The sequence below is a fragment of the Bradyrhizobium sp. SZCCHNS30572 genome (genome assembly GCF_032484415.1).
GTDB lineage: Bacteria > Pseudomonadota > Alphaproteobacteria > Rhizobiales > Xanthobacteraceae > Bradyrhizobium.
Window position 1 is genome coordinate 14,876 of the sequence record NZ_JAUESY010000015.1, and the last position, 21,900, is coordinate 36,775.

The window sequence follows — 21,900 nt, forward strand, 5'->3', positions numbered from 1 at the left end:
GCGCGACGGCGCTGCATGACCTGTCGTGTCTCATATCAGCACAGATGCGAACTAAGGCGATTGTGCTGCTACCGACCGCAGTGACCGCTGATTTTCGTCGTTGTCATTCGGCGACGCGCATCGGCGATGCTCGAGCCCACGCGTCTGCGCGGCGACTTGACGCCGTACAACTAATAAATTCGCGCGCTTTGTCGCACACACAGATGTTGTCAAATTTCGACACGGCAAATTGCCGCATTCGGGACTTTATAGTCGTTCTATGAAGTGTCGAAGACTCGTCGAAACAGGCGAGCGCGGGAAGACGTTCGGCACATTCGGGTGAATTCGGGACAGGGACATACAGCATGAATCTCTTTGGGAAGGTACAGGCAGCAGGAGCCGCCGTGCTGTTGATCGCGGCGTTCGCGCTGCCGGCAGGGGCGGCTGAGACGACCATCGAGATATCGGTCAAGGACAACAAGTTTCAGCCGGCGGAGATGAAGGCGCCGGCCAACACGCCGATCGTGTTCAAGGTCAAGAATCTGGATGGCGCGCCGGTCGAGTTCGAGAGCGAGCCCCTGGAGTTCGAGACGGTGATCAAGCCCAACATGGAAGGCGTCGTGAAGGTCAAGGCGCAGAAGCCGGGACGCTACGAATTCTTCGACGACTTCCATCAGGGCAACAAGGGCGCGCTGATCATCGAGTGATCCGACCTTCGACGCCGTGATGCCGGGATGCGTCACGCCGCGGGCGCCGCGCTTCGCGGGTTGCCGAACTCGACGGAGACGAGGCTCTTTGGAACGGGCAGCACGAGAGACGGTCGCTTCCAGACGTGGCATCGGTCGCGACGTCTCACGGTGCCAGGAGGAGACGGTTGCGATCACCGTGCTGCTCGTGACGCTGTTCGGAGTCGCGCCGTCCTACGGTCAGACCGTCACGCCGGGGAGCCAGGTCAGGGCCTATGCAGATCCGGGGACCACCGACGCCGGACCGGTGGTGGTCGTACCCAATCGCCGCCGCCAGCCGGTGAGGCCGGCGAACAGCAATGGACCGCTGGTCATTCCGCAGGTGATCGTTTCGCCGGGCGGGGTCGAGCCGGAGCCGAAGGCGGCCACGCAGGTGGACGAGGCTCCACCGCCGCGGCCGCGGTCTCCGATCGATGCGGGCGCGGGCGCGCTCCCGCAGGCCGCGCGCCGCGAGCCGGCGCCGCGTCTGGCTCCGGTTCGAAACGGCTTTTTCGGTGCACCGTCCGCCGGCCTCCTGGTCGGCGGCTGCCTGTCGACGCCGGGCCGGCTGTCGGTCACGAACGTGCCCAATCGCTGCCTGGACGCGCTGGCGTTCGCCGTCAGTCCGCCGCCGGCCACGCGTGGCGTGCTGCCGCGCAACCTGCCGCCGATTCCGCGACAGGATGCGCAGCCGATTCCGCCCGTTCTGGCGGACAAGCCCAAGATGCGGCTGCCGCCGGTGAACAAGGGGCAGAAGCCGCAGGAGCAGCCGCAGCCGCCGATGATGGCGGAAGACCCCTATGAGCCCAAGGGCATCACGGTGGGAAACTTCATCCTGAAGCCTGCGTTCGAAATGTCCTCAGGCTTCGACAGCAATCCCGGCCGTGTGCCGCAAGGCAAGGGCTCGGCCTTCGTCAGCGTTGCGCCGGTCCTGCTCGTGCGCTCTCAGTTCGAGCGGCATCTGCTCAACGCCGATGTGCGCGTCGGCTACATCGACTATGCGAAGCTCCGGCAGCTCAGCAGGCCTACCGTCGACGCCAAGGTGAATGGGCGCTACGACATCACCGATACGTTTGCGCTCAACGGCGAGGGCCACGTTGCCGTCGATGCCGATGATCCCGGCACGCCGCGCTTCGCCGGCCGGTTCGCCAGGATTCCGCTCGCCTCCACCGTCGGCGGCTCGGCGGGCGTCACCAAGCGGTTCGAGGAGGTCGAGGTCTCGACCAAGGCCGCCATCGACCGCGTCGCGTTCCAGAACGCGCCGCTCGTCGACGGCCAGATCGTCAGCAATGCCGATCGCAACTTCGTCCAATACGGCTCGCAGAGCCGCATCACCTACAATCTGACGCCGGAGATCCGTCCCTTCGTCGACGTCGCCGTCGATCGCCGCGTTCACGACATCGCGGTCGATGCCGAAGGCTTCCGCCGCGACTCCACCGGGACGGCGGTCGAGGCCGGCGTGACCTTCAACTACGCCGACAAGCTGACAGGCGACGTCGCCGTCGGCTATCTGACGCGCCGCTATCAGGATCCGATGCTCAAGCCGGTCAACGGCTTCATTGCCGACGCCAATCTGACATGGCAGTTCGCCAAGGAGACGGCGATCGCGCTGGGGGCCAAGTCGCAGGTGGTGGAGATCACCGAGCCCGGCATTTCCGGCGTGCTCAAGCGCGACGTCACCGTCGGCATCGAGCATCAGTTCGAGCCCTGGCTCGTCGGCACGTTCCTCGCCGGCTATGGCGAGGACGCGTTCACCGGTACGACGCGGGTCGACAACCGCTATCTGGTCGAGCTCGGCATGCTCTACAAGTTCTCACGCCTGCTGCAGCTCAGGGCCAGCGTCCGGCGCGAGGAGACGCGCTCCAACTTCCGCGAAAACAATCTGTCGGCGACCGTGGTGCAGGTCGGCGCGCGGGTACAGTACTAGACGAACGTTTCCATCCAATCGGCATGCGTGGTGGGCTGAGCCCCCAGCAGTCTCCAACGCTGTCGTGCCTCGCGAAAGCGGGGCATCCAGTACTTCCGTGGCGGCAGATGCCGAACCGAAACGTCACGGCGTACTGGATCGTCCGCCTTCGGACGATGACAGCGAGGGATACCCATCTCCGTAGGAATATGAGAGGGGACTTTGGAAAAGGTCGTCTCGCGGGGATTCCGGCCGGATACGGAAAGGTCTCGCGTTCCTTCGTCCGCGCGACCTAGGCCCAGCAGACGCAAAAAGCAGCGCTCGCGCCATTGCGAACGCTGCCAAGTCTTCAAGATACACGCGTCGAACGACGCACGGTCTACTTCTTCTGGTTGAAGTTCACGTCGAGGCTGAAGCTGAACTGATCGTCCGTCAGTCCGGACGGCGGCGCAGGCACAGGGTCGGAGCGGCGGATCATCGCCAGCGCGGCATCGTCGAACATCGAGTCGCCGGACGACTGCATGACGGACGCAGACACCACCTTGCCGGCCCGGCTCAGCACCAGCGCCACCTTGACCGTGCCATTGTGCTTCTTGCCTTCCGGATAGCGCTTGTGCAGCTCGAAATAGGCGCTGATCTTTCGGCCCCAATCGTTGGTCAGCTTCTGCTTGTCCTTGCCCATTCCCGGATTGGGGGCCTTGGCCGTCTCGGCCGGCGGCGCGGCCTCGTCCAGCGCCTTGCGGGCCGATTCTTCCTGCGCAGCAGATGCGACCGACGCCTCGGCCTGCTGGGTTGCCTGCTGCTGTTCCTCCTTCTCCGGCTTCTTGGGATCGTTCTGCGTGACGACCCGATCGGCCTCCTCCTCTGTCTCGGTCGGCTTGTCCTTGACGGCGTCGGACTCCTTGACTTCGGCGGTCTGCTGCATCTGCTCCGGCGCAGCTTCGGCCGCGTCGCTGTCGGGACCCGGCGGAAGATCGTTGTCCTCGACCTGGGGAGAGGCGATCTCGAGCGCGAATTCGGTGCCGGCCGCGCCGAGACCGCCGTCCGCGTCATTGCCGCTGAGATGGACGACCGCGAGCGCGGCGCCGCCACCGTGCAGCATGAGGGCGCCGATCGCGGCTGAGATCCACAAGCGGCGCGACGCTCCCTGATACTTGTGTTCGACCATTCTTCAGTTCCGTCGTTTCACTGGTTTCAATGTGCAGCCTGGGCGGCGGCCTGTGAGACGCCTTCGACAGTCACGAGCTTGATCTTCGGATAGCCGCCGGTCCGCAGCAGCTCCATCACGTCCATCAGCTCTCCATACGCCACGCCCCGGTCGGCGCGCAGGAAGATGAACTTGTCCTTCGCCGCCTCGGGGATGTGCTCGAGCGTGCTCACCAGGCTCGCCCGTTTCACCGGCTCCTCGCCGACGAACAGCGTCAGATCCGGCTTGATGCTGACATAGATCGGCTTGTCCGGCTTCTTCTGCGGCGTGGCCGTCGATGTCGGGAGATCGACCGGGACGTCGACCGTCGACAGCGGTGCCGCCACCATGAAGATGATCAGCAGCACCAGGATCACGTCGATGAAGGGCGTGACGTTGATGTCGCTCGTCTCGCCGAGATCATCGTCGCCATCGCCTTCCGAGAGAGAGACGGCCATGGAGCTACTCCGCCGCCAGCGCCATCGGAGGCGCAGAGTGGACGTGGATCGGCTCGAAGCGCTCGCCGTGATGGCTGCTGTGGTGGCTCTGGCCGCGATCCAGATCGCGCGACAGCATCCGGGCGGTGGCGCCGGAGGACCGGTTCACGAGCTCCATGTAGCCCTTCGTCACCCGTGTGAAGTGATTGTAGATGATCACGGCCGGGATCGCAGCGACGAGGCCGATGGCGGTTGCGAGAAGCGCTTCGGCGATGCCGGGCGCGACGACCGCGAGGTTCGTGGTCTGCGACTTCGAGATGCCGATGAAGCTGTTCATGATGCCCCAGACCGTGCCGAACAGGCCGACGAAGGGCGAGATCGAGCCGATCGTGGCGAGCAGGCCCATGCCGGTCCGGCAACGCCGGCCCTCGGCACGTACGATCTCGGAGAAGCTCGACGCGGCGCGCTCGTTGACGCCGTGAGACGGCAGTTCGGACGACATTCTGATCTCGTGCATGGCGGCGTCGATCAGAGCCGTCAGCACGTTCTGGCGTGATCCCAGCGCGAGCTTGGCTTCCGACAGCCAGCGTACGTCGTCGACCTTGCGCAGCGCGCCGCTCAGCTTCCGGCGCAGGATGGAGAACTCGATGGTCTTGGCGATGAAGACGGTCCAGGTCGCAAGCGAGGCGAGCGCGAGCCCCATCATGACCGACTTCACGAGAATGTCGGCGGCCAGGAACATCGACCATGGCGACAGATCATGCGGCACGTGTGATGCCGCTTGCGCACCGCCTTGTGCCGCGCCCTGGGCCGGCTTCTCTGCCTGGTCCTTCGCCTTGTCGCCCGCTGCCGTGTCCGTGACGGCTTCGGTCGCGCTCGACGGCTGGGTGTCGTTCGTTGTGGCGGCCGGTGCCTGGTTCGTTGCACCAGCTTGCGGCGTGGTCGCGCCCGGAGCCGGCGAAGGCGCGGCCGCCTGCGCCGTGGGCGCGGGCTGGGCAACGGCGGGGGCTGTCTGCGCCTGTCCGACGGTCATCGGCTTCGGAGCCCCGCCCTGAGCTTGAGCTGCGTGCGCGACGGGAGCCGGCGCACTGGCGGCGTTGGCGAGCGCAGCTGCAGGCGCCTGCGTGGCGGCCGCCGTCGTCGGAGCCTGAACGGATTTCGCGCCGGTCGGAGTCGTGGGACTCGGTGCTGTGGTCTGCGGGGCGGTGGCAGCCTGGCCAGGTCTCGGCGACGTGGCCGGCTGCTCGGCATGCGCCATGGCGCCGGCCGAAACGGCTGCGATCACCGCTCCTACATGAAGAACGATCCTGAACATGTTGCTGCGTACCCCTTGGTAGTTATCTTCTCTGTAATGCTTCTAGTCGTAACCCGGCTGTTTTGAGACGGCGCGTTGACTCAAAGCGGGAACATCAATGTCGGCAGTCACTCCGGTGAGTGCGATGCCAGATGAAAAATCGAATCGTGTGATCTGCGTAAGAGCTCGCGATGCTGCCCATCGCGTCATAACTCCCTGAAAGTCCTGACCTGGGGCGCGACGAGCCGTGCACGGTTCCGCCAACGCGGCTGCCTGTCACGCAAATGCCGCCGTTCGGTCTTCCATCAATTCTAATTAGTGGGCGCCGGCGTGATGGTCCCGTTCGGTGGGCGCGAGGGCATCACGCGCGTTCTTCGAGACGTGATGCCGCCGGAAAGGGCTCGAAAGCGTCGAGATCCGAATCAGGGTGCGGTGGAATCAGGTTTGTTTGAAAAAAACGGGCCCCGCGCGATCTGCTCAAGCCGCGAGCGGTGGCTGAAGTTCGCGAATCGCACACGCTTGCCGGCGTAGAAAGATCGTGCTGCTCGCAAGCGGCGGTCTGCCGGCAGTCAAGGACGTGTGACAGCTCAAGGAAGAGACAGGCGGCCGCTTGTGAGATTGGACGGTGGTCCATCGCGAAGGCTGAGAACGGCTCCGCAGCGATGCGGTCATCGTCCGAACGAATGAGCCGGGCTGCATGTGTGCAACCCGGCTCGTAGACGATCGAACTCAACGTGAGCATGGCGACCGAAGGCGGATATTGAGACGCGCGTTTCCTTGGAAACAGCGGTCGATGCCGGGTCTATCGCTTGCCATCTCGACCGCTGTCATACTCCGCGAAGGCAGTGCATCCAGCAATCCGCGAAGATGATGAACCGAGATGTCACGGCGTACCAGATCGTCCGCGTTCGCGGACGATGACAGTGAGGGTCTACATATCTGCATCAATAGGGCTGGAACGTTGAAAACGGTCGTCTAGTTCTCGGCCCAGTAGCGGATCAGGTTGTGATAGAGGCCGGTCAGCCGCACCATCTCCGGATCGTCGCGTCCCATCCGCTGCGACAATCCCTGGATCGTCGTGTCGAGATCGAAGATCATGCTGCGCGCGAGGGGATCGCGGATCATGCTCTGCAGCCAGAAGAACGAGGCGACGCGGACGCCGCGCGTCACCGGGGTGACCATGTGCAGGCTCGAGGCGGGATACAGCACGAGGTCGCCGGCCGGCAGCTTGACCTCGTGCGAGCCGTACAGATCCTCGATCACCAGCTCGCCGCCGTCGTAATCCTCCGGCTCGGACAGAAACAGCGTGACCGAAAGGTCGGTGCGAATGCGCAGGCCGGTGAGCTTGTCGCCGCGGACCGCGTTGTCGACGTGGATGCCGAAATGGTGGCCCGACTCCGCGCTGTAGCGGTTGAACAGCGGCGGGAAGATCTGCTGCGGGATGGCTGCGGCGAGAAAGCGCGGATTGGCGGTCATCGCCGAAATGATGCGGTGGCCGAGCTTGCGCGCCACCTCGCTGTCGGGCGGCAACTGCTCGTTGCGCTTGACCATGGCCGACTGGGCGCCGGCCGTCGAGCGACCGTCCTCCCAGTCGCTGTCGTCCATGATGTGGCGGAAGTCCGCCACATCGTCTTTGCTCAAAACTCCGGGGACACAGATCAGCATGAACTCATCACTTGATGTATGCCCAGGTTTGGGTGTGCGATCAGAACCGCCCGGACAGGACGATCGACGCGCTTCGTCCCGGACCGACGAGCACGAACGGGGTGGCACTCTGATAGAGAGCGTCGTAGTAGAGCTTGTCGAAGATGTTGGCAACAAACAGCTTCGCCGTCCAGTTCTTGTCGAGCTTGGCTTCCGCGAACGCATCGAAGCGCCAGTAGCTCGGCAGCTCCGTGCCCTGGTTGGCCGCCAGCCAGGTGCCGCCGAAGATCTTCGAGCGGTACACCGCCTGGCCGCCGATCTCCCAGGTGTCGTTGAACTGGTACTTCGTCAGCAGGCTGAACGACTGGTGTGCGGTGTTGGCGAGTTGCAGGCCGACATTGCTGGTGAACAGCGCGGTGTTGGCTGGCGGGATGTTCGACTTCGTCACCTCCGACTGCATCAGCACGATGCCGCCGAAGATGCTCCATTTGTCGGTCAGCTTGCCGCCCGCCTGCAGGTCGATGCCGCGGATGCGGTAGGCGGCACCGGCCGAGAGACACGGCACGGAGCCGATGGTGCCTGCCGGATACGGGCAGTCCGCGGTGGCCTGCGCGGCGCTGGTGATGTTGCGCGACTCGCGGGCATTCTCCTTCTCGGTCTGGAACAGCGCTCCGGTGACCAGCAGGCGACCGTCGAGCAGCTCCCACTTGGTGCCGATCTCGATCGAGGTGTTCTTCTCGGGCCCGAAGATCTGGTTGGCGCCGCCATTGGTGACCGCCGACAGGCCGCCATATTGCGGGCTGAGGCCGTCGAACTCCGCGCCGACCGGATTCGACGAGGTGGCGTAGGCCGCATAGAAGCTGGCGTAGGGCACCGGCTTCAAGGTCATGCCGACGTTGAAGTTCGGCATGCCGCTGGAGGCCGCCGTCGAACCCGGCGTGTTGGCGACGCCGTTGACGGTGCCGAAGCCGTCGACCCGGACGTCGTATTTGTCGTAGCGCACGCCGCCGTTGAGGATGACGAGATCGCGGTAGTTGACGCTGTCGAGCGCGTAGACGCTCGCCGAGTCGATCTTCACGTTCGTCGGGAATTGTCCCAGCGACGGAATGCCGAACGGTAGGTTGGTGAACTGCGGGTTGAACACGCTCACGCCCGAGAGCGAGCCGCTGCCCGCGAACGCCAGGCCCTGCTGCTCGGATGTCAACCCGGTGTAGCTGTTGATGCGCGCCTTTTCCTGCGAGACTTCGAGCCCCGCGAGCACGGTGTGCCTGAAGTTGCCGGTATCGAACTTGTAGGTCGCCTCGAGCTGGTTGGCGAGCACGTCGGTCTGCTGGAAGCGGCTCTGCGGATTGGCCCGGATCGTCGAATTCGACAGCGGGTTGGTGAGCGTCGGGCCTTCCGGCAGCGTGCCGATGTAGTTCAGGGTCGAGCGCGACACCCGGATCTTGTCGGAGATAGTCAGGTCTGGAGTGACCTTCACCTCGGCATTGAACGTACCGATGTCCTGTCCGACACGCGAGAAGTCGCGGTTGACGAAGCCATACCAGGCGTTGCGCGGCGAGCCGACCTCGGGGAATGGCGCGCCGGCGGTGAGCGTGCTCGGCCGATAGTAGGGAACGCCGAAGTCCGGACGGCCGGTCACCTCGTTGTGGATGTAGTTGGCGGACAGGGTCACGGTGTCCAGCGGCGTCCACTTGGTGGCGATGAAGCCGCCGTTGCGGTTGTCGGTGACGTAGTCGCGGCCGGCCACGCCGGCATCCTGGAACAGGCCGCCGACGCGGGCAGCGAAGGTCGGCGTGATCTTCTGGTTGACGTCGATCACCACGCGCTTGGTCCTGTCGGTGCCGAGCGTGGTGTCCATGTTGTAGAAGCTGTTCTCGGTCGTGGCCTGCTTGGTCACGATGTTGATCGCGCCGCCGGTGGTGCCGCGGCCGGCGAAGGACGACGCCGGGCCGCGCAGGATCTCGACCTGCTCGGTGAAGAAGTTCTCGCGCACGGAGACGCCGGCGTCACGCACGCCGTCGATGAAGACGTCGTTGCGGGCGTCGAAGCCGCGGATGAAGAAGCGGTCGCCGAACGCGTTGCCGCCTTCGCCGGTGCCGAGCGTCACGCCGGCGGTGGAAAGCACCGCGGATTTGAGGCTGGTGGAGTTCTTGTCCGCCAGGATCTCCTTGCTCAGGACGGTGACGGTCTTCGGCGTGTTGAGCAGCTTCTCCGGAAACTTGCCGGAGGCCTGCAGCCGCTCGCCCTTGTAGTCGGAGGCGGGGCTGGAATAGGGGTTGCGGTCGGGCGGCAGATTGCTCTTCGGCGCCGCGGCCTGTTGCTGTTGTTGCTGGCGGGCGGCGCGGCGCATCGCGTCGCGGGCGCGGACCTGGTCCGCGGTCGGGCGCGAGGCGGCCGGCTTGGGGCGCGCCACCGGGGCTTCGACGGTGACGGACGGCAGCGGCGCCTGTTGGGCTTCGGCACCGGAGAACGAGGCAACCGCGATCAGGCTCGCGACTGCCGAGACTTTCACACCGGAAATCTCGGGAGATGGATCCCACTCGTGTCCGCTTGCCCCTCGCAAGCTCCTTGGAAAGACTGCCTTACCCATACTCGACCACCCCATTCGTTACGCAAAACTTTGACTTGGGTTCGCTTGAACGCCCGCAACCGGCGCGCGCTTGTTGCGAATGCAAGTCAAGAAGCGGGGGAAAGCGGCCCAAAGCTGGTTCCGCCGGTGGCCGGAATGCGAAAAGTTTCCATCCATTTCTGAGAATGAGAGTTGTTTGCAGACTGTCGCCCCGTAGCAACAGTTGAAATCTCCTGGTTGAACCGATCTCCGTCATTCAATTGCTGATGAGAGAATTGGTGGTCCTTCACGTCGTCTCGCGAGGTGGATCGTTCGCTTGACGATCACTTCGGTCGATCTTCGGTTCGAGCTGCTCCCCGCCGCGTCGCGAGATGCGGCGGGAATCTGGCGAATCTGTTGCCTGATCGGGACGCGTGTGCGGCTCGGAACTTCGCCGTGGTGATCAGGTAGAACGCGGGCGCCCGGAGCGATCTGGGTGAACGGGACGTTGCCGCGGTGGCAGGTGTCGGAATGGAGCGGTTGGTGAGGTTCCGAGCGTAGACCTTCATGCCAGGGGCCGGCATCTGCAGCGGTCTCGACCGTGAGATCAGCGGCGCTCGGCGATGATCGCGACCGGCCCGCCGCCGTCGGGACCCTGATGCTCGGCGCCGCCCGAGACGAACAGGTCGGTGAAGCCGAACAGCCCGGCCAGCGCGCCGCCGACGAAGGCGCGGGCATGGCGGGTGGAGGAGACGTCGCTGTCATCCAGCATGGTATGCCGCTGGCCGCGCAGCCGGCCGCTCTGCGCCGCCTCCGCCTTGGCGAGCACCGCGGCGATGCGGCTGCGATCGGCCGCCGCCACCTGGCCCGGCACGTTCAGGCCGAGCCGGGCGAGCGCCTGCCGGGCCGGCTCGATGTCGATGGCATCGCCCATGACGGCATGATCGATCGCGAGCGGTCCGCTCCAGGTGGCCGACATGCCGGCCACCATGATCTCGTGGTCGAGCAGCTCGACGCCGCCCGAGGTGGCCGCGCGCGCGCTGTAGCGCGAGACGTCGGCGCAGATCGTCGCGTCGGAGACATCGGCGGCGGCGAGCTCGCCGAGCGCGATCGCGACACCCAGCGCCGAGGCGCCGCGCGAGAAGCCCATCGATTTCAGCGTATCGCGCACGGCGGTGCGCTGTCCCCGGGCCTCGACCGCCTCGATGCGCTCCATCGTCAGCAGCGGGCATTTCACCTGCACATAATGGACGTCGGAAGGATCGCTGATACCGGCGTCGGTCATTGCCGCGCGCACGCCGGCGGCCACGAGCTCGACCTGCGGCATGCGGCCGAGATGCTCGCCCGGCAGCGCCGGCGTGCGCGCGCGCCCCAGCGCCAGCGATGCCGGGAAAGCGCGCGGCGCCGCGGCGTCATCCCCGTCGCGTGCCTCGAACACGATCATGTGCGGCGACAGCGCGCCCTCGGTGCCGCCCGACATCACCATCGCGATCTGCCGCACGGCGTCGGCTGCGAGATAGCGGCCGAGCAGCGTCTCCAGCGAGCGCACGGCGAAGGCGCGGGTGAAGTCGTTGACGCAGCCATTGCCCTCGGTCTTGCCGAGAATGGCGACGATGCCGGCGGGATCGATCGCGCCTTGCGCGATTCCGGTCTCGAGCGCGCCGACATCGTCCGGGCTCCGCATCGGCAGGCGGTGAACGTAGGCGCGGCGCAGCGTGGTCGGCATGTCGAGAACTCCTGTCGGGCGTCCGGCGACACTAGGCAATCACGAAGCCGCGCGCGACGGTGTTCCGGGATGGTCCGCGTGCTATCCTCCGCAATCCCATCTCGACGACCGGTGATCCATGCCTCTCTGGACCTGCTTTCAATGCGGCGCGCAGTTTCCCGATACGAAGGCGCCGCCCGGCCATTGCGTCGTCTGCGAGGACGAGCGGCAATATGTGAATTGGAAGGGACAGAGCTTCCTCAGCCGCGACGACCTTGCTGGCCGGCATCAGGTCATCTGGCGCGAGGATGACGGGCTGACCGGCCTCGCTCTGGACCCGAGCTTTGCGATCGGCCAGCGCGCGCTGCTCGTTCCCGAGCCGGACGGCTGCGTGATGTGGGACTGCATTCCCTTGGCGACCGATGCGGCCATCTCCCGCGTCCGCTCATTGGGCGGCCTGAAGGCCATCGCGGTGTCGCATCCGCACTACTATGGCGCGGTCGCCGATTGGAGCGCCGCGTTCGGCAACGCGCCGGTCTATCTCCATGGCGACGACCGCGCCTTCGTCACCCGGCCGCATCCGGCGATCGTGCCATGGACGGGCGATCGCCTCGCCATCTCGGATGACGTCGTGCTGCTGCGGACCGGCGGGCATTTTGCCGGCGCCACCATCCTGCATTGGCGCAAAGGTGCCGGTGGCAAGGGCGCGCTGTTGACCGGTGACATCGCGATGGTGGCGATGGATCGCCGCCACGTCAGCTTCATGTACTCCTATCCGAACTACATCCCGCTCGGCGCGGCCGCCGTGCGCCGCATCGCCGATGCGGTCGCGCCGCTGGCCTTCGATCGCATCTACGGCGCCTGGTGGCAGAAGAATATCGCCGACGATGCGAAGGCGGCGTTCGATCGCTCGGTGCGGCGTTATCTTCAGGCGATCGCTTGAGCCGCCAGCTTTGCGGAATCCCCGTAAAGTAACGGGGCATTAGGCACAACCAGAAGGTTGTTTCAGGGCATCTTGCAGTCTTTGGTCGGATGGTATCGAAGTATCCCGGGCGGAATGGGGTACCTCAATGCATTTGCCATCGTGCTCGTCGGCGACCGGCGCCATCGTGCCGGCCGGGCTCCTCGTGCATTCAGACCTCCGATCAGCTCCCCATCATCCGGTGTCCGCCTCCAGCGCCGGCGACCTGTCCTGGCGCTGGATTCTGTTGGCGCTGGTGCTCGCCATCGTGCTCGCGGTGCCGTTCCTGCTGGTCGATGTCCCGCCGGTGCTCGACTATCCCAACCACCTCGCGCGGCTGTTCGTGCTGGCGCATCCCGACGATCCCGTGCTGTCGCAGATATACGCGCCGAATTGGCGCATCCTGCCCAATCTCGGCATGGACGTGATCGGCGTCGCGCTGCTGCGCGTCACCGACGTTCATGTCGGCGGCCGCATCCTGCTCGCGCTCAGCCTGTTCGCGCCGCTCGTCGGCGTCATCACCTATCACCGCGCGGTGTTCGGCCGGCTGTCGTTGTGGCCGCTGGCGGCCGGCATCGTCGCCTATGACGGCGTCTTCCTGCTCGGCTTCATGAATTTCCAGCTCTCGCTCGGCCTGGCCCTCGGCGGCGCCGCCGGCTGGGTGGCGCTGCGCCGTCGGGGCGGCTGGCTGCCCGCGATCGCCTGGGGCGCCATCGCCGCGGCGGCCGCCTTCCTCTGCCACATCTTCGGCCTGCTGTTCTTCGCGGTCCTGATCGGCGCCGGAGAGGCCGACCGGCTGTGGCGGCTGCGCCGGTCGCCGGTCCTGGCGCGGGAGTTCGCTGTCGCTGCCTGTGCGCTCGGAGTCACGCTCAGCCCGGCCGTGCTGCTCTATGGGCTCTGTCCGCTGGGCGAGGGTGGATTGCAACTCGGCGACTGGGACGGACCGCCGAAGCTGTGGCGCATCATGACGCCGTTCCTGACCACCAGCGCCGAGCTGACGATCATCACGACGGTCGTGGTGATGTCTGTGTTGGTCCTCGTCCGGCGCCAGCTCGTCGTCGCGCCGGGCGTTCCGCTGGCGCTGGCGGCGCTGTTCGTCGCCTTCGTCGCCGCGCCGTGGACGGCGCTGGGAGGAACGTTGATCGACATGCGCTTTGCCGCGATGTGCGGCCTGCTGCTGTTCGCCGGCTTGCAGCCGGTCGTGTCCGGCAGGAAGGCGGTGCTCGTCGGCATCGTCCTCTCGGGGCTGATGTTGATTCGGACCGCGGATATCGCATCGGCATGGATCGATCACAGGGTGGACCTCGCCGAACTGCGCGCGGCGATCGCGCATGTGCAGCCCGGCGCGCGCGTCATCGCCGCGCATGGCCACGAGCAGCCCGTCTCCAGCCGGCGCGAGCGGATACTGCCCGGATTCCGCTACGTCGATTCCCATATGGCGGCGCTGCTCGTGATCGAGCGGCGGGCGTTCTGGCCGCTGATGTTCGCCCATCCGAACCAGCAGCCCATCACGGTCCGTCCCTCTTTCGCTCGTCTTGCGCAGCCGCTGGCCGAGCCCGCCGCGTGGCGCTGGCTGCAACCTGACACGCCGCCCGCCGACGTGTTGCCGCTCGCGCGCTATCTGGCCGGCTGGCGGTCGAACTTCGATGCTGTCCTGTTGCTCGACCCGCCAGTCCCTGAGCAGCCGGTCGCCGGACTCACGCCGCTCTATCTCGGCAGCTACATCCAACTGTTCCGCATCGGGCAGGGCACCGGCACCACCGCTGTGCAGGAGCCTCAGCCCGCTCCGCCGGCGGCCTCACCTTCGTGAAGCCGGAACGACGGCCGCCGCTCCCCATCCGTCTCCAGTGATCCCTTGTCTCCGTTCGGCCGTTGCCTTGCGCTGGCCGGGCGCTAGGCGCGCTCGGTGGCGCCACAACGGAGAAGCGACATGCGACGCATCGTGCCGGGGCCGGGCCAGGAATCGGTGTGGGACTATCCGCGGCCGCCGCGGCTGGAGCGCTGCACGGCGCGGCTGCGCGTCGCATTTGCCGGCGTCACCATCGCCGACACGCAGGATGGCCATCGCGTGCTCGAGACCAGCCATCCTCCGGTCTACTACATCCCGCCGCAGCATGTCGCGATGCAGTGGCTGCGGCGCGCGCCCGGCCGGTCGTTCTGCGAGTTCAAGGGCGTCGCCGGCTACTGGACGCTGGAGGTCGGCGGCCGCGTGTCCGAGCAGGCCGCCTGGAGCTACGAGCAGCCGACGGCGCCATTCGCACCGATCGCGGGCCATCTGGCGTTCTATGCCTCGCGGGTCGAGGCCTGCTTCGTCGGCGACGAGCGCGTTGCCGCGCAACAGGGCGATTTCTACGGCGGCTGGATCACCTCTCGTGTCGTCGGACCGTTCAAGGGCGGGCCGGGTACGCGGCACTGGTAGACAGGCTCCCGTCCCGATGCATGATCCGGTCGCCGATCCTGATCGTAGGGATGAATGGTGACGGCAGCCTGCGCATGCAGCGCGGCCTGACTTGGCTGGGGCCGCAATCCCTGCCGGACCAGATCTCATCTTCACGACGCCGGGGGAATGCCATGCGACGGTTGATGAAGTTTCTGCACACGATGGGCGCGATCGGCATGATGGGCGCGATGGCCTGCCTCGTCGTGCTGCTCGGCCTCATCCCGCAGCCGTCGGTGTCGCTTGCGCACTATGCCGAGATGCGCGCGGCGATGGGCGCCATCGTGCGCTACGTGTTCTTCCCCTCGCTCGGCCTGACCCTGGTCGCCGGCCTGCTGGCGATCGCGATCAACCGCGCGCTGCACAGCGCCGGCTGGGCGCTCGCCAAGCTCGCTTCCGGCATCCTCGTCTTCGAATGGGGCTTTGCCGCCGTGCAGGGACCGATGCAGGAAGCCGCCGAGGAGGCCGCGCGCGCCGTCGCCGGCCAGATCGATCCGGCGACGCTTGCGCCCAACTTCGGCACCGAGCAGGGCGCCATCTGGGTCATGCTCGGCGTCGCCACCGTGAACGTCATCCTGGGCGTCTGGCGGCCGAAGTTTACCAACCTGCCTGATTGAGGAGACTGGGCGCTGGAGGCTGGTGCTACAGTGCGTCGTCGAGGCAGCGCCGTAGTTCGGCGACCGTGGTCACGACACGGCTTGCACCGGCCGCGGCGAGTTGCTCCGCGGTGTGATAGCCCCAGGTGACGCCGATGCCGGGGACGCCTGCAGCCTTTGCCATCAGCATGTCGAAGCTGGTGTCGCCGATGAAGACGGCATCATCAGCCGCGACGCCGGTCTCAGCCAGCGCCTGCAGCAACATGCCGGGATGCGGCTTCGACGGTGCCTTGTCTGCCGCCTGAATGGTGCTGAACCGATCGCGCCAGCCGAGCATTTCGAGCGCCGGCACGACGGCCTTTGAGGTATGTCCGGTCGCTATCGCAAGCACGGTGCCGGGCCTGCAGCTCAGGGCGCCCAGCAACTCGCCGATTCCATCGAACGGCCGCTCGGCAAAGGCGGCATCGCCGCGTAGTTGCGGCAGCACCCGGCCATAGGCCTGCACCATGCTCATGATTGGAGCGCCGTCGCCGGCGAGCTCGGCCAGCACGAGCTCCAGGGAGCGGCCGATCAGCGCCAAGCTGTCCTGCGCGCTAGGCACCGGCAGCCCGAAGTCCGCGAACACGATGCGATGGCATTCGAGGATCAGGGCCCGGCTGTCGACCAGCGTGCCGTCGAAATCGAAGATGATGAGCTGCACGGAGTGGGCTTTCGGGTGGGCGTTCATGGCGAGAGACTAGACCGCGCGCGGGCCGCCTATTTCAATTCCAGCTCCTGCGCGAAGCGCAGCAGGTAGCCGTCGGGATCCTGCACCAGAAACTGGCGTTGGCCGCGTGCCCGCTCGCCCACCCGATACCAGGCTTCGCGACATTCTTCGAATAGCGGCCAGTTCCCTTGTTCAAGCGCGGCCAGCAACGGCGTGATGTCATCAATGATGATCTGGAAATTGATCCCCCGTCCGAACGGCCGTTCGAGGGGGGCGGTCTCCCAGTTGCCGTTGTGCTGCATCAGCATCACCTGTGCGCCCTGCAACTCGATATACATGAAGCGGTCTTCGGGACGCTGATAGGCGATCCGAAAGCCCAGCAGGTCGCACCAGAAGCTCTTGCTCGCATCGAGGTCACTGACGTCGAGCTCGGGGACGAGAGAAGCGAAGCCACCGGTGGGCAATCTGTCGGATGAAGCGGTCATACTGCTCCATCATAGCCGGCAGCGCGCGCGAGAGCCACGGCGTTTGATCTGTCCAATGGATGCGGTCAGTTGCTTGCTGCGCTCGCTGCTGCACAGCGAAGCGCGGGCCAAAACGCAGGTCTTGATCGCTGCTTCAGCGCGATCGCCCCGTCGAGGCCACCGAGAAGAAGATTTTTGTTGCTATTTTTCCGAAATCATGTTTTTCTCTCCCTATCCCGCCTCGTGCAGAGGGACGTACGCGTCGTCACGAACGTGGAGGTGGGCTGCGATGGACGTGACGGCTGCGCCAGACGAGCGCAGTTCGGCGCGGACGGCGAAGTCGTGTGGTCCTGGCCTCTCGACGCTGAGGTCAAGTTCGCTTTCGATGCTGTGACGGCTCGGGGCGGGCGATGGGGGCAAGAACGCCGATCCCCAGGGAGAGCGCGAAGGACACCGTTAAAACCGATCGCGCGGGGGAGGCCGGTTGTCAGGCCCGACCTGTGGTGACTGCCGCCTGCTTTCTTGTTGCAGGCGGGCCATGGGCCGCGGTCAGCACCCGGCCTTCCCCGCGCCCTCTCATTTTCAGAGGGACGACTGCCGCATCACTCGGGCACCGATCGTGCCGCGGGATCGCGAACACGCATGCAAGATCACATGTTCAGGATGTCATCAGGGGGCGGGCCCGCAGCCTCCGACGACGCGCATTGTCTTCAGCTGGTCATGCCCGACGCCAGCGCCGCCGCGGCGCTGACGCCGGCCATGTCGACGTTTTCAGAGCTGCGTCGCCCGCAGCTCGATCGTGAGCGGTACGGTCGTGCGCTTGGCGGCCGGATCGGCCGGCATCTGCAGCACGCGGGCGCGCTGGCCGGTGGCGAGGTCGGTGACCTTGACGATTCGGCCATTGGAGAATTCGAGCGCATCGTGATGTTCGGTCGGCTTGTTGGTGTCGACCTGCCGGAAGCGGGCGAGATGGGCGCCGACCTTGCGCCGGAAGAAGAAGCCCTTGATGCGGACATCGTCTTCGAAGGCGAGCTCCGTGCCCGGCCGCAGGCAGACGGCGGTCAACGGGTCGTCCTTGGTGCAGAAGCCGCGGGTCTCCGTGCCGGGAAATCGACAGGAGACCAGCACGTCGGCAGTTTTGGCATCGCGGGAAGCAACAGTATGGAGGCTGTAGTCACACATGGGGAGCTCCTGAAGGCCGCCAGCACTGAGGCCGCAACGGCGCAGCAGGAGAGTTGTTCCATGTTGTTGCAGCCCGTCTGCTCAAGGACTCCCGCCGCGGGACCGGCCGGCGGCGGGAACTCGCGATCAGGTGAGATGCGCAGCTTCTTCGGCCTCGTCCTCGGCGGCGCCCCAATGCGAGGCGTCCTTGATGGTTGGATCGATCAGCTCGCCGCGCAGCAGCGCCAGCGGCGACTTCCAATACAGCGCGATGTTGTGGAACGGGTCGGTCAGCACCTTGAAGGCCCAGATCAGGCCCGTCGAGACATCCTGCATTGCAAACAGCTGGATGACGCGAAACAGGCCGCCGCCGATGCCGACCGCGAGCCAGAGCAGGCCGACGTGGCGGACGAAGTCCATCCGGCCGGTCGGCTCGGGGAACAGGCCGAACAGCGTCGGAAACGCGAACAGCGCCACCGGCACCAGGCCCCACACCGTCAGCAGCACGATCTTGCGGGTCTGATTGTAGCCGACCTTGACCGCTTCCTTGTAGTCGTTGCTGACGCCGTTGACGTGGTCATAGCCGTTCGGTTCGAAGAAGAAGTGCCCGGTCTGCCGCGTCAGCATCGCGAGCCAGCCGACCAGGCCGGCCATCGCCGGATCCTTGAACAGGAGCGCATAGCACACGAGGAAGATCACGGCGCTGACCAGGTGCAGCGTCTGATTGATCCGGCTCTGATGATAGTAGCGATAGTCGTCGAAGCGCTGCGTCTGCAGCGTCTTGTAGTAGCGCGACATGCGAATCCCCGTGCCGTTGTGGAACGAGGCGAAGACGTAGAGGGCCTCGGTGAAGGTGGCGTGACATTATGATGTTGTCACAATGAAACCGACCGGGATCGGATCGGGAGCCGCAATGTGCGCAAGCGAGCGGACTCTGCGCCGGCGCACGACTCGCCGGCTGGTCTCTCTGTCTGCCGCAAAATGCGGAGAAACGGCTTTGATCCGGATCAAAGCCGGCTGCCGATGTGACGTGTTGCGGCCTGCGTCAGCCGGCGGGCGACCTTGCCAGCCGGATCGCCTCGCTCAGGATCGCCCGGTCACCGATATGGTTGGCGAGCAGCAGCACCAGCCTGGCGTTCATGCGCAGCGCCTCGTCCTCGCCGAGGTCGCGCTGGCCGCCGATCAGCTCGGCATAGAAGTCGTCGGGATCGCTGATGTTCGGGGTGAGGGTCAGGCTCATGCTGCAAGCTCCTGCTGGACCGCGCCGCGCCTGCCGCAGGCGCGCCGGACCGCGTCCGTGATCGCGTCCCCGTCGAACTGCGGCCAGCGGGCGGTGACATATTGATCGGGACGGAACAGATAGGTCGTGCCGGGCGAGGCGCCGTATCGTGCCGCGAGCAGGCCCGTGGCATCGGCGATGTCGCGACCGACGACGATCACCTGCGCCGTGATGCCGTCGATGGTGAGCTGCTCGGCCGTCACGGCGGGGTCGAACGTGACCACGGTGAAGCTGGAGCCGAGACAGTTCAGCAACCAGCCGGGCTCGCCCGCGATCGTCACCGGTGCATCGGCGGCATTGGTGCCAGGCGTCATCGCGCCGGGGACGTTGCCGCCGTCAGGCGTATTCAACGACGACGCGACATAGGGCGTCGGCGTCGACAGCCGGCCGCTGTTGACCAGCGGCCGCGCAAAGCTGTGGTTCTGTGCGAGGTCGAGCACGGCGTCGCGGTAAAGACGACTGGCTTGCGTCTTCGGCGTGATGAAGTCGGTCGCGCGCGTCGAGTTCAGGATGTTGTCGTCGGCGGCAAAGGCGCGCTCCTCGTGATAGCTGTCGATCAGGCTCTCCGGCGCCTCGCCGCGCAGCACCATTGCCAGCTTCCAGGCGAGGTTGTCGATGTCCTGCACGCCGGTGTTGGCGCCGCGGGCGCCGAACGGCGACACCTGGTGCGCCGCGTCGCCCGCGAAGAGGACGCGGCCGTGACGGAAATTGTCGATCCGGCGGCAGGCGAACTGATAGATCGACACCCATTCGAGCTCAAATTCGGTGCTCTCGCCGAGCATGGCCCGGATGCGTGGGATCACGCGCTCGGGCTTCTTCTCCTCGTCCGGATTGGCGTCCCAGCCGAGCTGGAAGTCGATGCGCCAGATGTTGTCGGACTGGCGATGCAGCAGCACCGACTGTCCCGGATGAAACGGCGGATCGAACCAGAACCAGCGCTCGGTCGGATACTCCGCCTTCATCCTGACGTCGGCGATCAGGAAGCGGTCCTGAAAGAACTGACCCGTGAACTCGGCGCCGACCATGCGCCGCGTATCGGAATTGGCGCCGTCGCAGGCGATCACCCACTGCGCCTCCATGGTGAAGATGCCGTCCGGCGTCTCCACCGCGAGCTGCGCGAAGTCGTCGGTCTGCTTGAGGCTGACGAGCCGATGCTTCCAGCGCAGATCGATCAGCGGAGTCCTGTTGCAGGCATCGACCAGAATCTCCTCGAGATAGTATTGTTGCAGGTTGATCATTGCCGGCCAGCGATGGTCGGGCTCGGGCAGCAAATCGAATTGATAAGAGAGCTGGTCGCGGAAGAACACCTTGCCGATGTTCCAGCTCACGCCCTTTTCCACCATCGGCGCGGCGCAGCCGAGCCGATCCCAGATCTCGAGCGGGCGCTTGGCGTAGCACACGGCGCGGGAGCCGATGCTGACGGTATCGTTGTCGTCGAGCACGACCACGGGCTGGCCGCGGGCGGCGAGATCGAGCGCCGCTGTCAGGCCGATCGGCCCGGCGCCGATCACGACGATCGGATGGCGGCGGGTCTCGCCGCTGCGCTGCTCCGCCGAGCAGACATAGGGAAATCGCGGATAGACATAGTTGCTCATGGCTGCCTCGCCTGGCGCGTTGCGGTCGGGACTGTCGGGACGAGCAATCGCTCAGTCGCTGCCTGCGAATTCCTTCTCGTGCATCCAGGCGGTGTGCCGCGGCGGCTTCTTGGTGGTCGCCCATTCGTCGACCATGGCGTGGGCGACCGACTTCATCCGCGCGATCTGCTCGGGCGTTGCAGTCCAGGCCGCGATCTCCAGCCGATGGCCGCTCGGATCATGGAAATAGATCGACTTGAAGATGGTGTGGTCGGTGATCCCGACGACGTCGAGGCCGGCGGCCTCGGCGCGCGCCTTGGCTTCTTCCAGCTCCTCCATGTCCTTGACCTGGAAGGCGATGTGCTGGGTCCATTCCGGGGTGTTCGGATCGCGCCCCATCGGCGGCGAGTTCGGCAGCTCGAAGAAGGCGAGGATGTTGCCGTTTCCCGCATCCAGGAAGATGTGCATGTACGGATCGGGCGCCTTGGTCGAGGGGACCTTGTCCTCGGCGATGGCGCCGAGCAGGTCCATGTTGAGGACCTTCTTGTAGAACTCGACCGTGGCCTTGGCGTCGACGCAGCGATAGGCGACGTGATGGATCTTCTCGATCTGCATGATTGTCCTCCCGTTGTTGCCAGGATAGTAACGAATGATACGATTGCGCGGCATTGATCCAGATCAACCCGACCGGGATCGGATCGAGGCCGCGAGGGGCTGGAAGGACGAGGACAGAGACGCAATGACGAAGCCGGCCACCGACATGCGCGACCGCGAGCAGGGCGAAGCGGCCACGGAGCGCGAGCTCCGATTGCAGCGCTATTTTCCCTACCGGCTGGCCCGGCTCGCCGAACAGGTGTCGCTGGCGGTGGCGGAGGTCTATGCCGACCGCTTCGCGCTGTCGCGCCAGGAATGGCGGATCCTCGCGGCGCTCGGCGAGCAGCCGCGGCTGCCGACCAAGCAGATCGGCCGGCTGACGACGCTCGACAAGATGAACGTCAGCCGCGCCATGCAGAGCCTGGAGGCACGCGGGATCGTCAGCCGCAGCCGCGATCCCGAGGACGGCCGCGAGCGGATCGTGGCGCTGACGGCCGCCGGGCGGGCGCTGTACCGCAGGATCGTGCCCCATGCGCTGGCGCGCGAGGCCGAGCTGCTGAGCGTGCTTTCGGCCGCCGAGATCGCGACCCTCGACACGGTCATCGACAAGCTGCTCGCGGCCGCCGAACGATCGCTCGATGATCCTCCCGGCCGAAAGGCTTGATCGGTGCCGCCGCCGCGCTATATCGACGGTCTCTCTC

The 21,900-nt window shown here is 65.9% G+C and carries 20 protein-coding genes; 7 read left to right on the forward strand and 13 right to left on the reverse strand.

Features of this window, described 5'->3' with window-relative positions:
• The first annotated feature begins 344 nt into the window (after positions 1-344).
• A complete protein-coding gene (locus QX048_RS34205) occupies positions 345-686 on the forward strand; it encodes a cupredoxin domain-containing protein (protein WP_315716494.1) in 342 nt (113 codons plus the stop codon).
• 88 nt (positions 687-774) lie between these two features.
• The gene (locus QX048_RS34210) at positions 775-2,631 is read left to right on the forward strand and encodes an outer membrane beta-barrel protein (RefSeq protein WP_315810621.1); all 1,857 of its coding nucleotides are present in this window, start codon (positions 775-777) and stop codon (positions 2,629-2,631) included.
• 358 nt (positions 2,632-2,989) lie between these two features.
• Here QX048_RS34210 and QX048_RS34215 read toward each other — a convergent pair whose 3' ends face one another.
• The 6 genes from QX048_RS34215 to QX048_RS34240 all read right to left on the reverse strand — a co-directional run bounded on the left by QX048_RS34215 (position 2,990) and on the right by QX048_RS34240 (position 11,448).
• Positions 2,990-3,778, reverse strand: coding sequence for an energy transducer TonB (locus QX048_RS34215; protein ID WP_315828450.1), 789 nt, complete (start codon positions 3,776-3,778; stop codon positions 2,990-2,992).
• Positions 3,779-3,804: 26 nt separating this feature from the next.
• The gene (gene exbD, locus QX048_RS34220) at positions 3,805-4,254 is read right to left on the reverse strand and encodes a TonB system transport protein ExbD (RefSeq protein WP_315716497.1); all 450 of its coding nucleotides are present in this window, start codon (positions 4,252-4,254) and stop codon (positions 3,805-3,807) included.
• A 4-nt stretch (positions 4,255-4,258) separates the two neighbouring features.
• Positions 4,259-5,548: a tonB-system energizer ExbB gene (gene exbB, locus QX048_RS34225; RefSeq protein WP_315828451.1), complete on the reverse strand. Its 1,290-nt coding sequence runs from the start codon at positions 5,546-5,548 to the stop codon at positions 4,259-4,261.
• Positions 5,549-6,502: 954 nt separating this feature from the next.
• Positions 6,503-7,192 carry a Fe2+-dependent dioxygenase gene (locus tag QX048_RS34230; RefSeq protein WP_315716500.1) on the reverse strand — a complete coding sequence of 230 codons (690 nt, stop codon included), beginning with the start codon at positions 7,190-7,192 and terminating at the stop codon, positions 6,503-6,505.
• Positions 7,193-7,232: 40 nt separating this feature from the next.
• Positions 7,233-9,764, reverse strand: coding sequence for a TonB-dependent receptor (locus QX048_RS34235; RefSeq protein WP_316201046.1), 2,532 nt, complete (start codon positions 9,762-9,764; stop codon positions 7,233-7,235).
• Between the two features lie 565 nt (positions 9,765-10,329).
• Positions 10,330-11,448 carry a ring-opening amidohydrolase gene (locus tag QX048_RS34240; protein WP_315753737.1) on the reverse strand — a complete coding sequence of 373 codons (1,119 nt, stop codon included), beginning with the start codon at positions 11,446-11,448 and terminating at the stop codon, positions 10,330-10,332.
• Positions 11,449-11,566: 118 nt separating this feature from the next.
• On the opposite strand from QX048_RS34240, the gene QX048_RS34245 reads away from it, so the two are divergent.
• The 4 genes from QX048_RS34245 to QX048_RS34260 all read left to right on the forward strand — a co-directional run bounded on the left by QX048_RS34245 (position 11,567) and on the right by QX048_RS34260 (position 15,442).
• Entirely contained in the window at positions 11,567-12,370 is an 804-nt protein-coding gene (locus tag QX048_RS34245) for an MBL fold metallo-hydrolase (protein WP_315753736.1), read from the forward strand.
• Between the two features lie 127 nt (positions 12,371-12,497).
• Entirely contained in the window at positions 12,498-14,198 is a 1,701-nt protein-coding gene (locus QX048_RS34250) for a hypothetical protein (RefSeq protein ID WP_315753734.1), read from the forward strand.
• A gap of 120 nt (positions 14,199-14,318) precedes the next feature.
• The gene (locus QX048_RS34255; protein ID WP_315828453.1) at positions 14,319-14,807 is read left to right on the forward strand and encodes a DUF427 domain-containing protein; all 489 of its coding nucleotides are present in this window, start codon (positions 14,319-14,321) and stop codon (positions 14,805-14,807) included.
• 152 nt (positions 14,808-14,959) lie between these two features.
• Positions 14,960-15,442, forward strand: coding sequence for a hypothetical protein (locus QX048_RS34260; protein WP_315828454.1), 483 nt, complete (start codon positions 14,960-14,962; stop codon positions 15,440-15,442).
• Between the two features lie 25 nt (positions 15,443-15,467).
• Here QX048_RS34260 and QX048_RS34265 read toward each other — a convergent pair whose 3' ends face one another.
• From QX048_RS34265 to QX048_RS34295, 7 genes are all read right to left on the reverse strand, one after another.
• Complete coding sequence (locus QX048_RS34265; RefSeq protein WP_315753728.1) at positions 15,468-16,121, reverse strand: HAD-IA family hydrolase; 654 nt, start codon at positions 16,119-16,121, stop codon at positions 15,468-15,470.
• A gap of 56 nt (positions 16,122-16,177) precedes the next feature.
• Positions 16,178-16,612, reverse strand: coding sequence for a VOC family protein (locus tag QX048_RS34270; RefSeq protein ID WP_315753726.1), 435 nt, complete (start codon positions 16,610-16,612; stop codon positions 16,178-16,180).
• Between the two features lie 750 nt (positions 16,613-17,362).
• Positions 17,363-17,773, reverse strand: a complete 411-nt coding sequence (locus tag QX048_RS34275) for a hypothetical protein (RefSeq protein ID WP_315753724.1) — start codon at positions 17,771-17,773, stop codon at positions 17,363-17,365.
• 126 nt (positions 17,774-17,899) lie between these two features.
• Positions 17,900-18,550: an Mpo1-like protein gene (locus QX048_RS34280; RefSeq protein WP_315753721.1), complete on the reverse strand. Its 651-nt coding sequence runs from the start codon at positions 18,548-18,550 to the stop codon at positions 17,900-17,902.
• Between the two features lie 247 nt (positions 18,551-18,797).
• A complete protein-coding gene (locus tag QX048_RS34285) occupies positions 18,798-18,992 on the reverse strand; it encodes a DUF2783 domain-containing protein (protein WP_315716512.1) in 195 nt (64 codons plus the stop codon).
• Positions 18,989-20,626 (reverse strand): FAD-dependent oxidoreductase, encoded by a 1,638-nt coding sequence (locus tag QX048_RS34290; protein WP_315753719.1) that lies wholly within the window; start codon positions 20,624-20,626, stop codon positions 18,989-18,991. The genes QX048_RS34285 and QX048_RS34290 overlap by 4 nt, the downstream gene beginning before the upstream one ends.
• A 51-nt stretch (positions 20,627-20,677) precedes the next feature.
• Positions 20,678-21,220 (reverse strand): VOC family protein, encoded by a 543-nt coding sequence (locus tag QX048_RS34295; protein ID WP_315716514.1) that lies wholly within the window; start codon positions 21,218-21,220, stop codon positions 20,678-20,680.
• Between the two features lie 124 nt (positions 21,221-21,344).
• Between QX048_RS34295 and QX048_RS34300 the strand changes: the two genes are divergently transcribed.
• The gene (locus QX048_RS34300; RefSeq protein WP_315753717.1) at positions 21,345-21,863 is read left to right on the forward strand and encodes a MarR family transcriptional regulator; all 519 of its coding nucleotides are present in this window, start codon (positions 21,345-21,347) and stop codon (positions 21,861-21,863) included.
• Positions 21,864-21,900 lie beyond the last annotated feature (37 nt).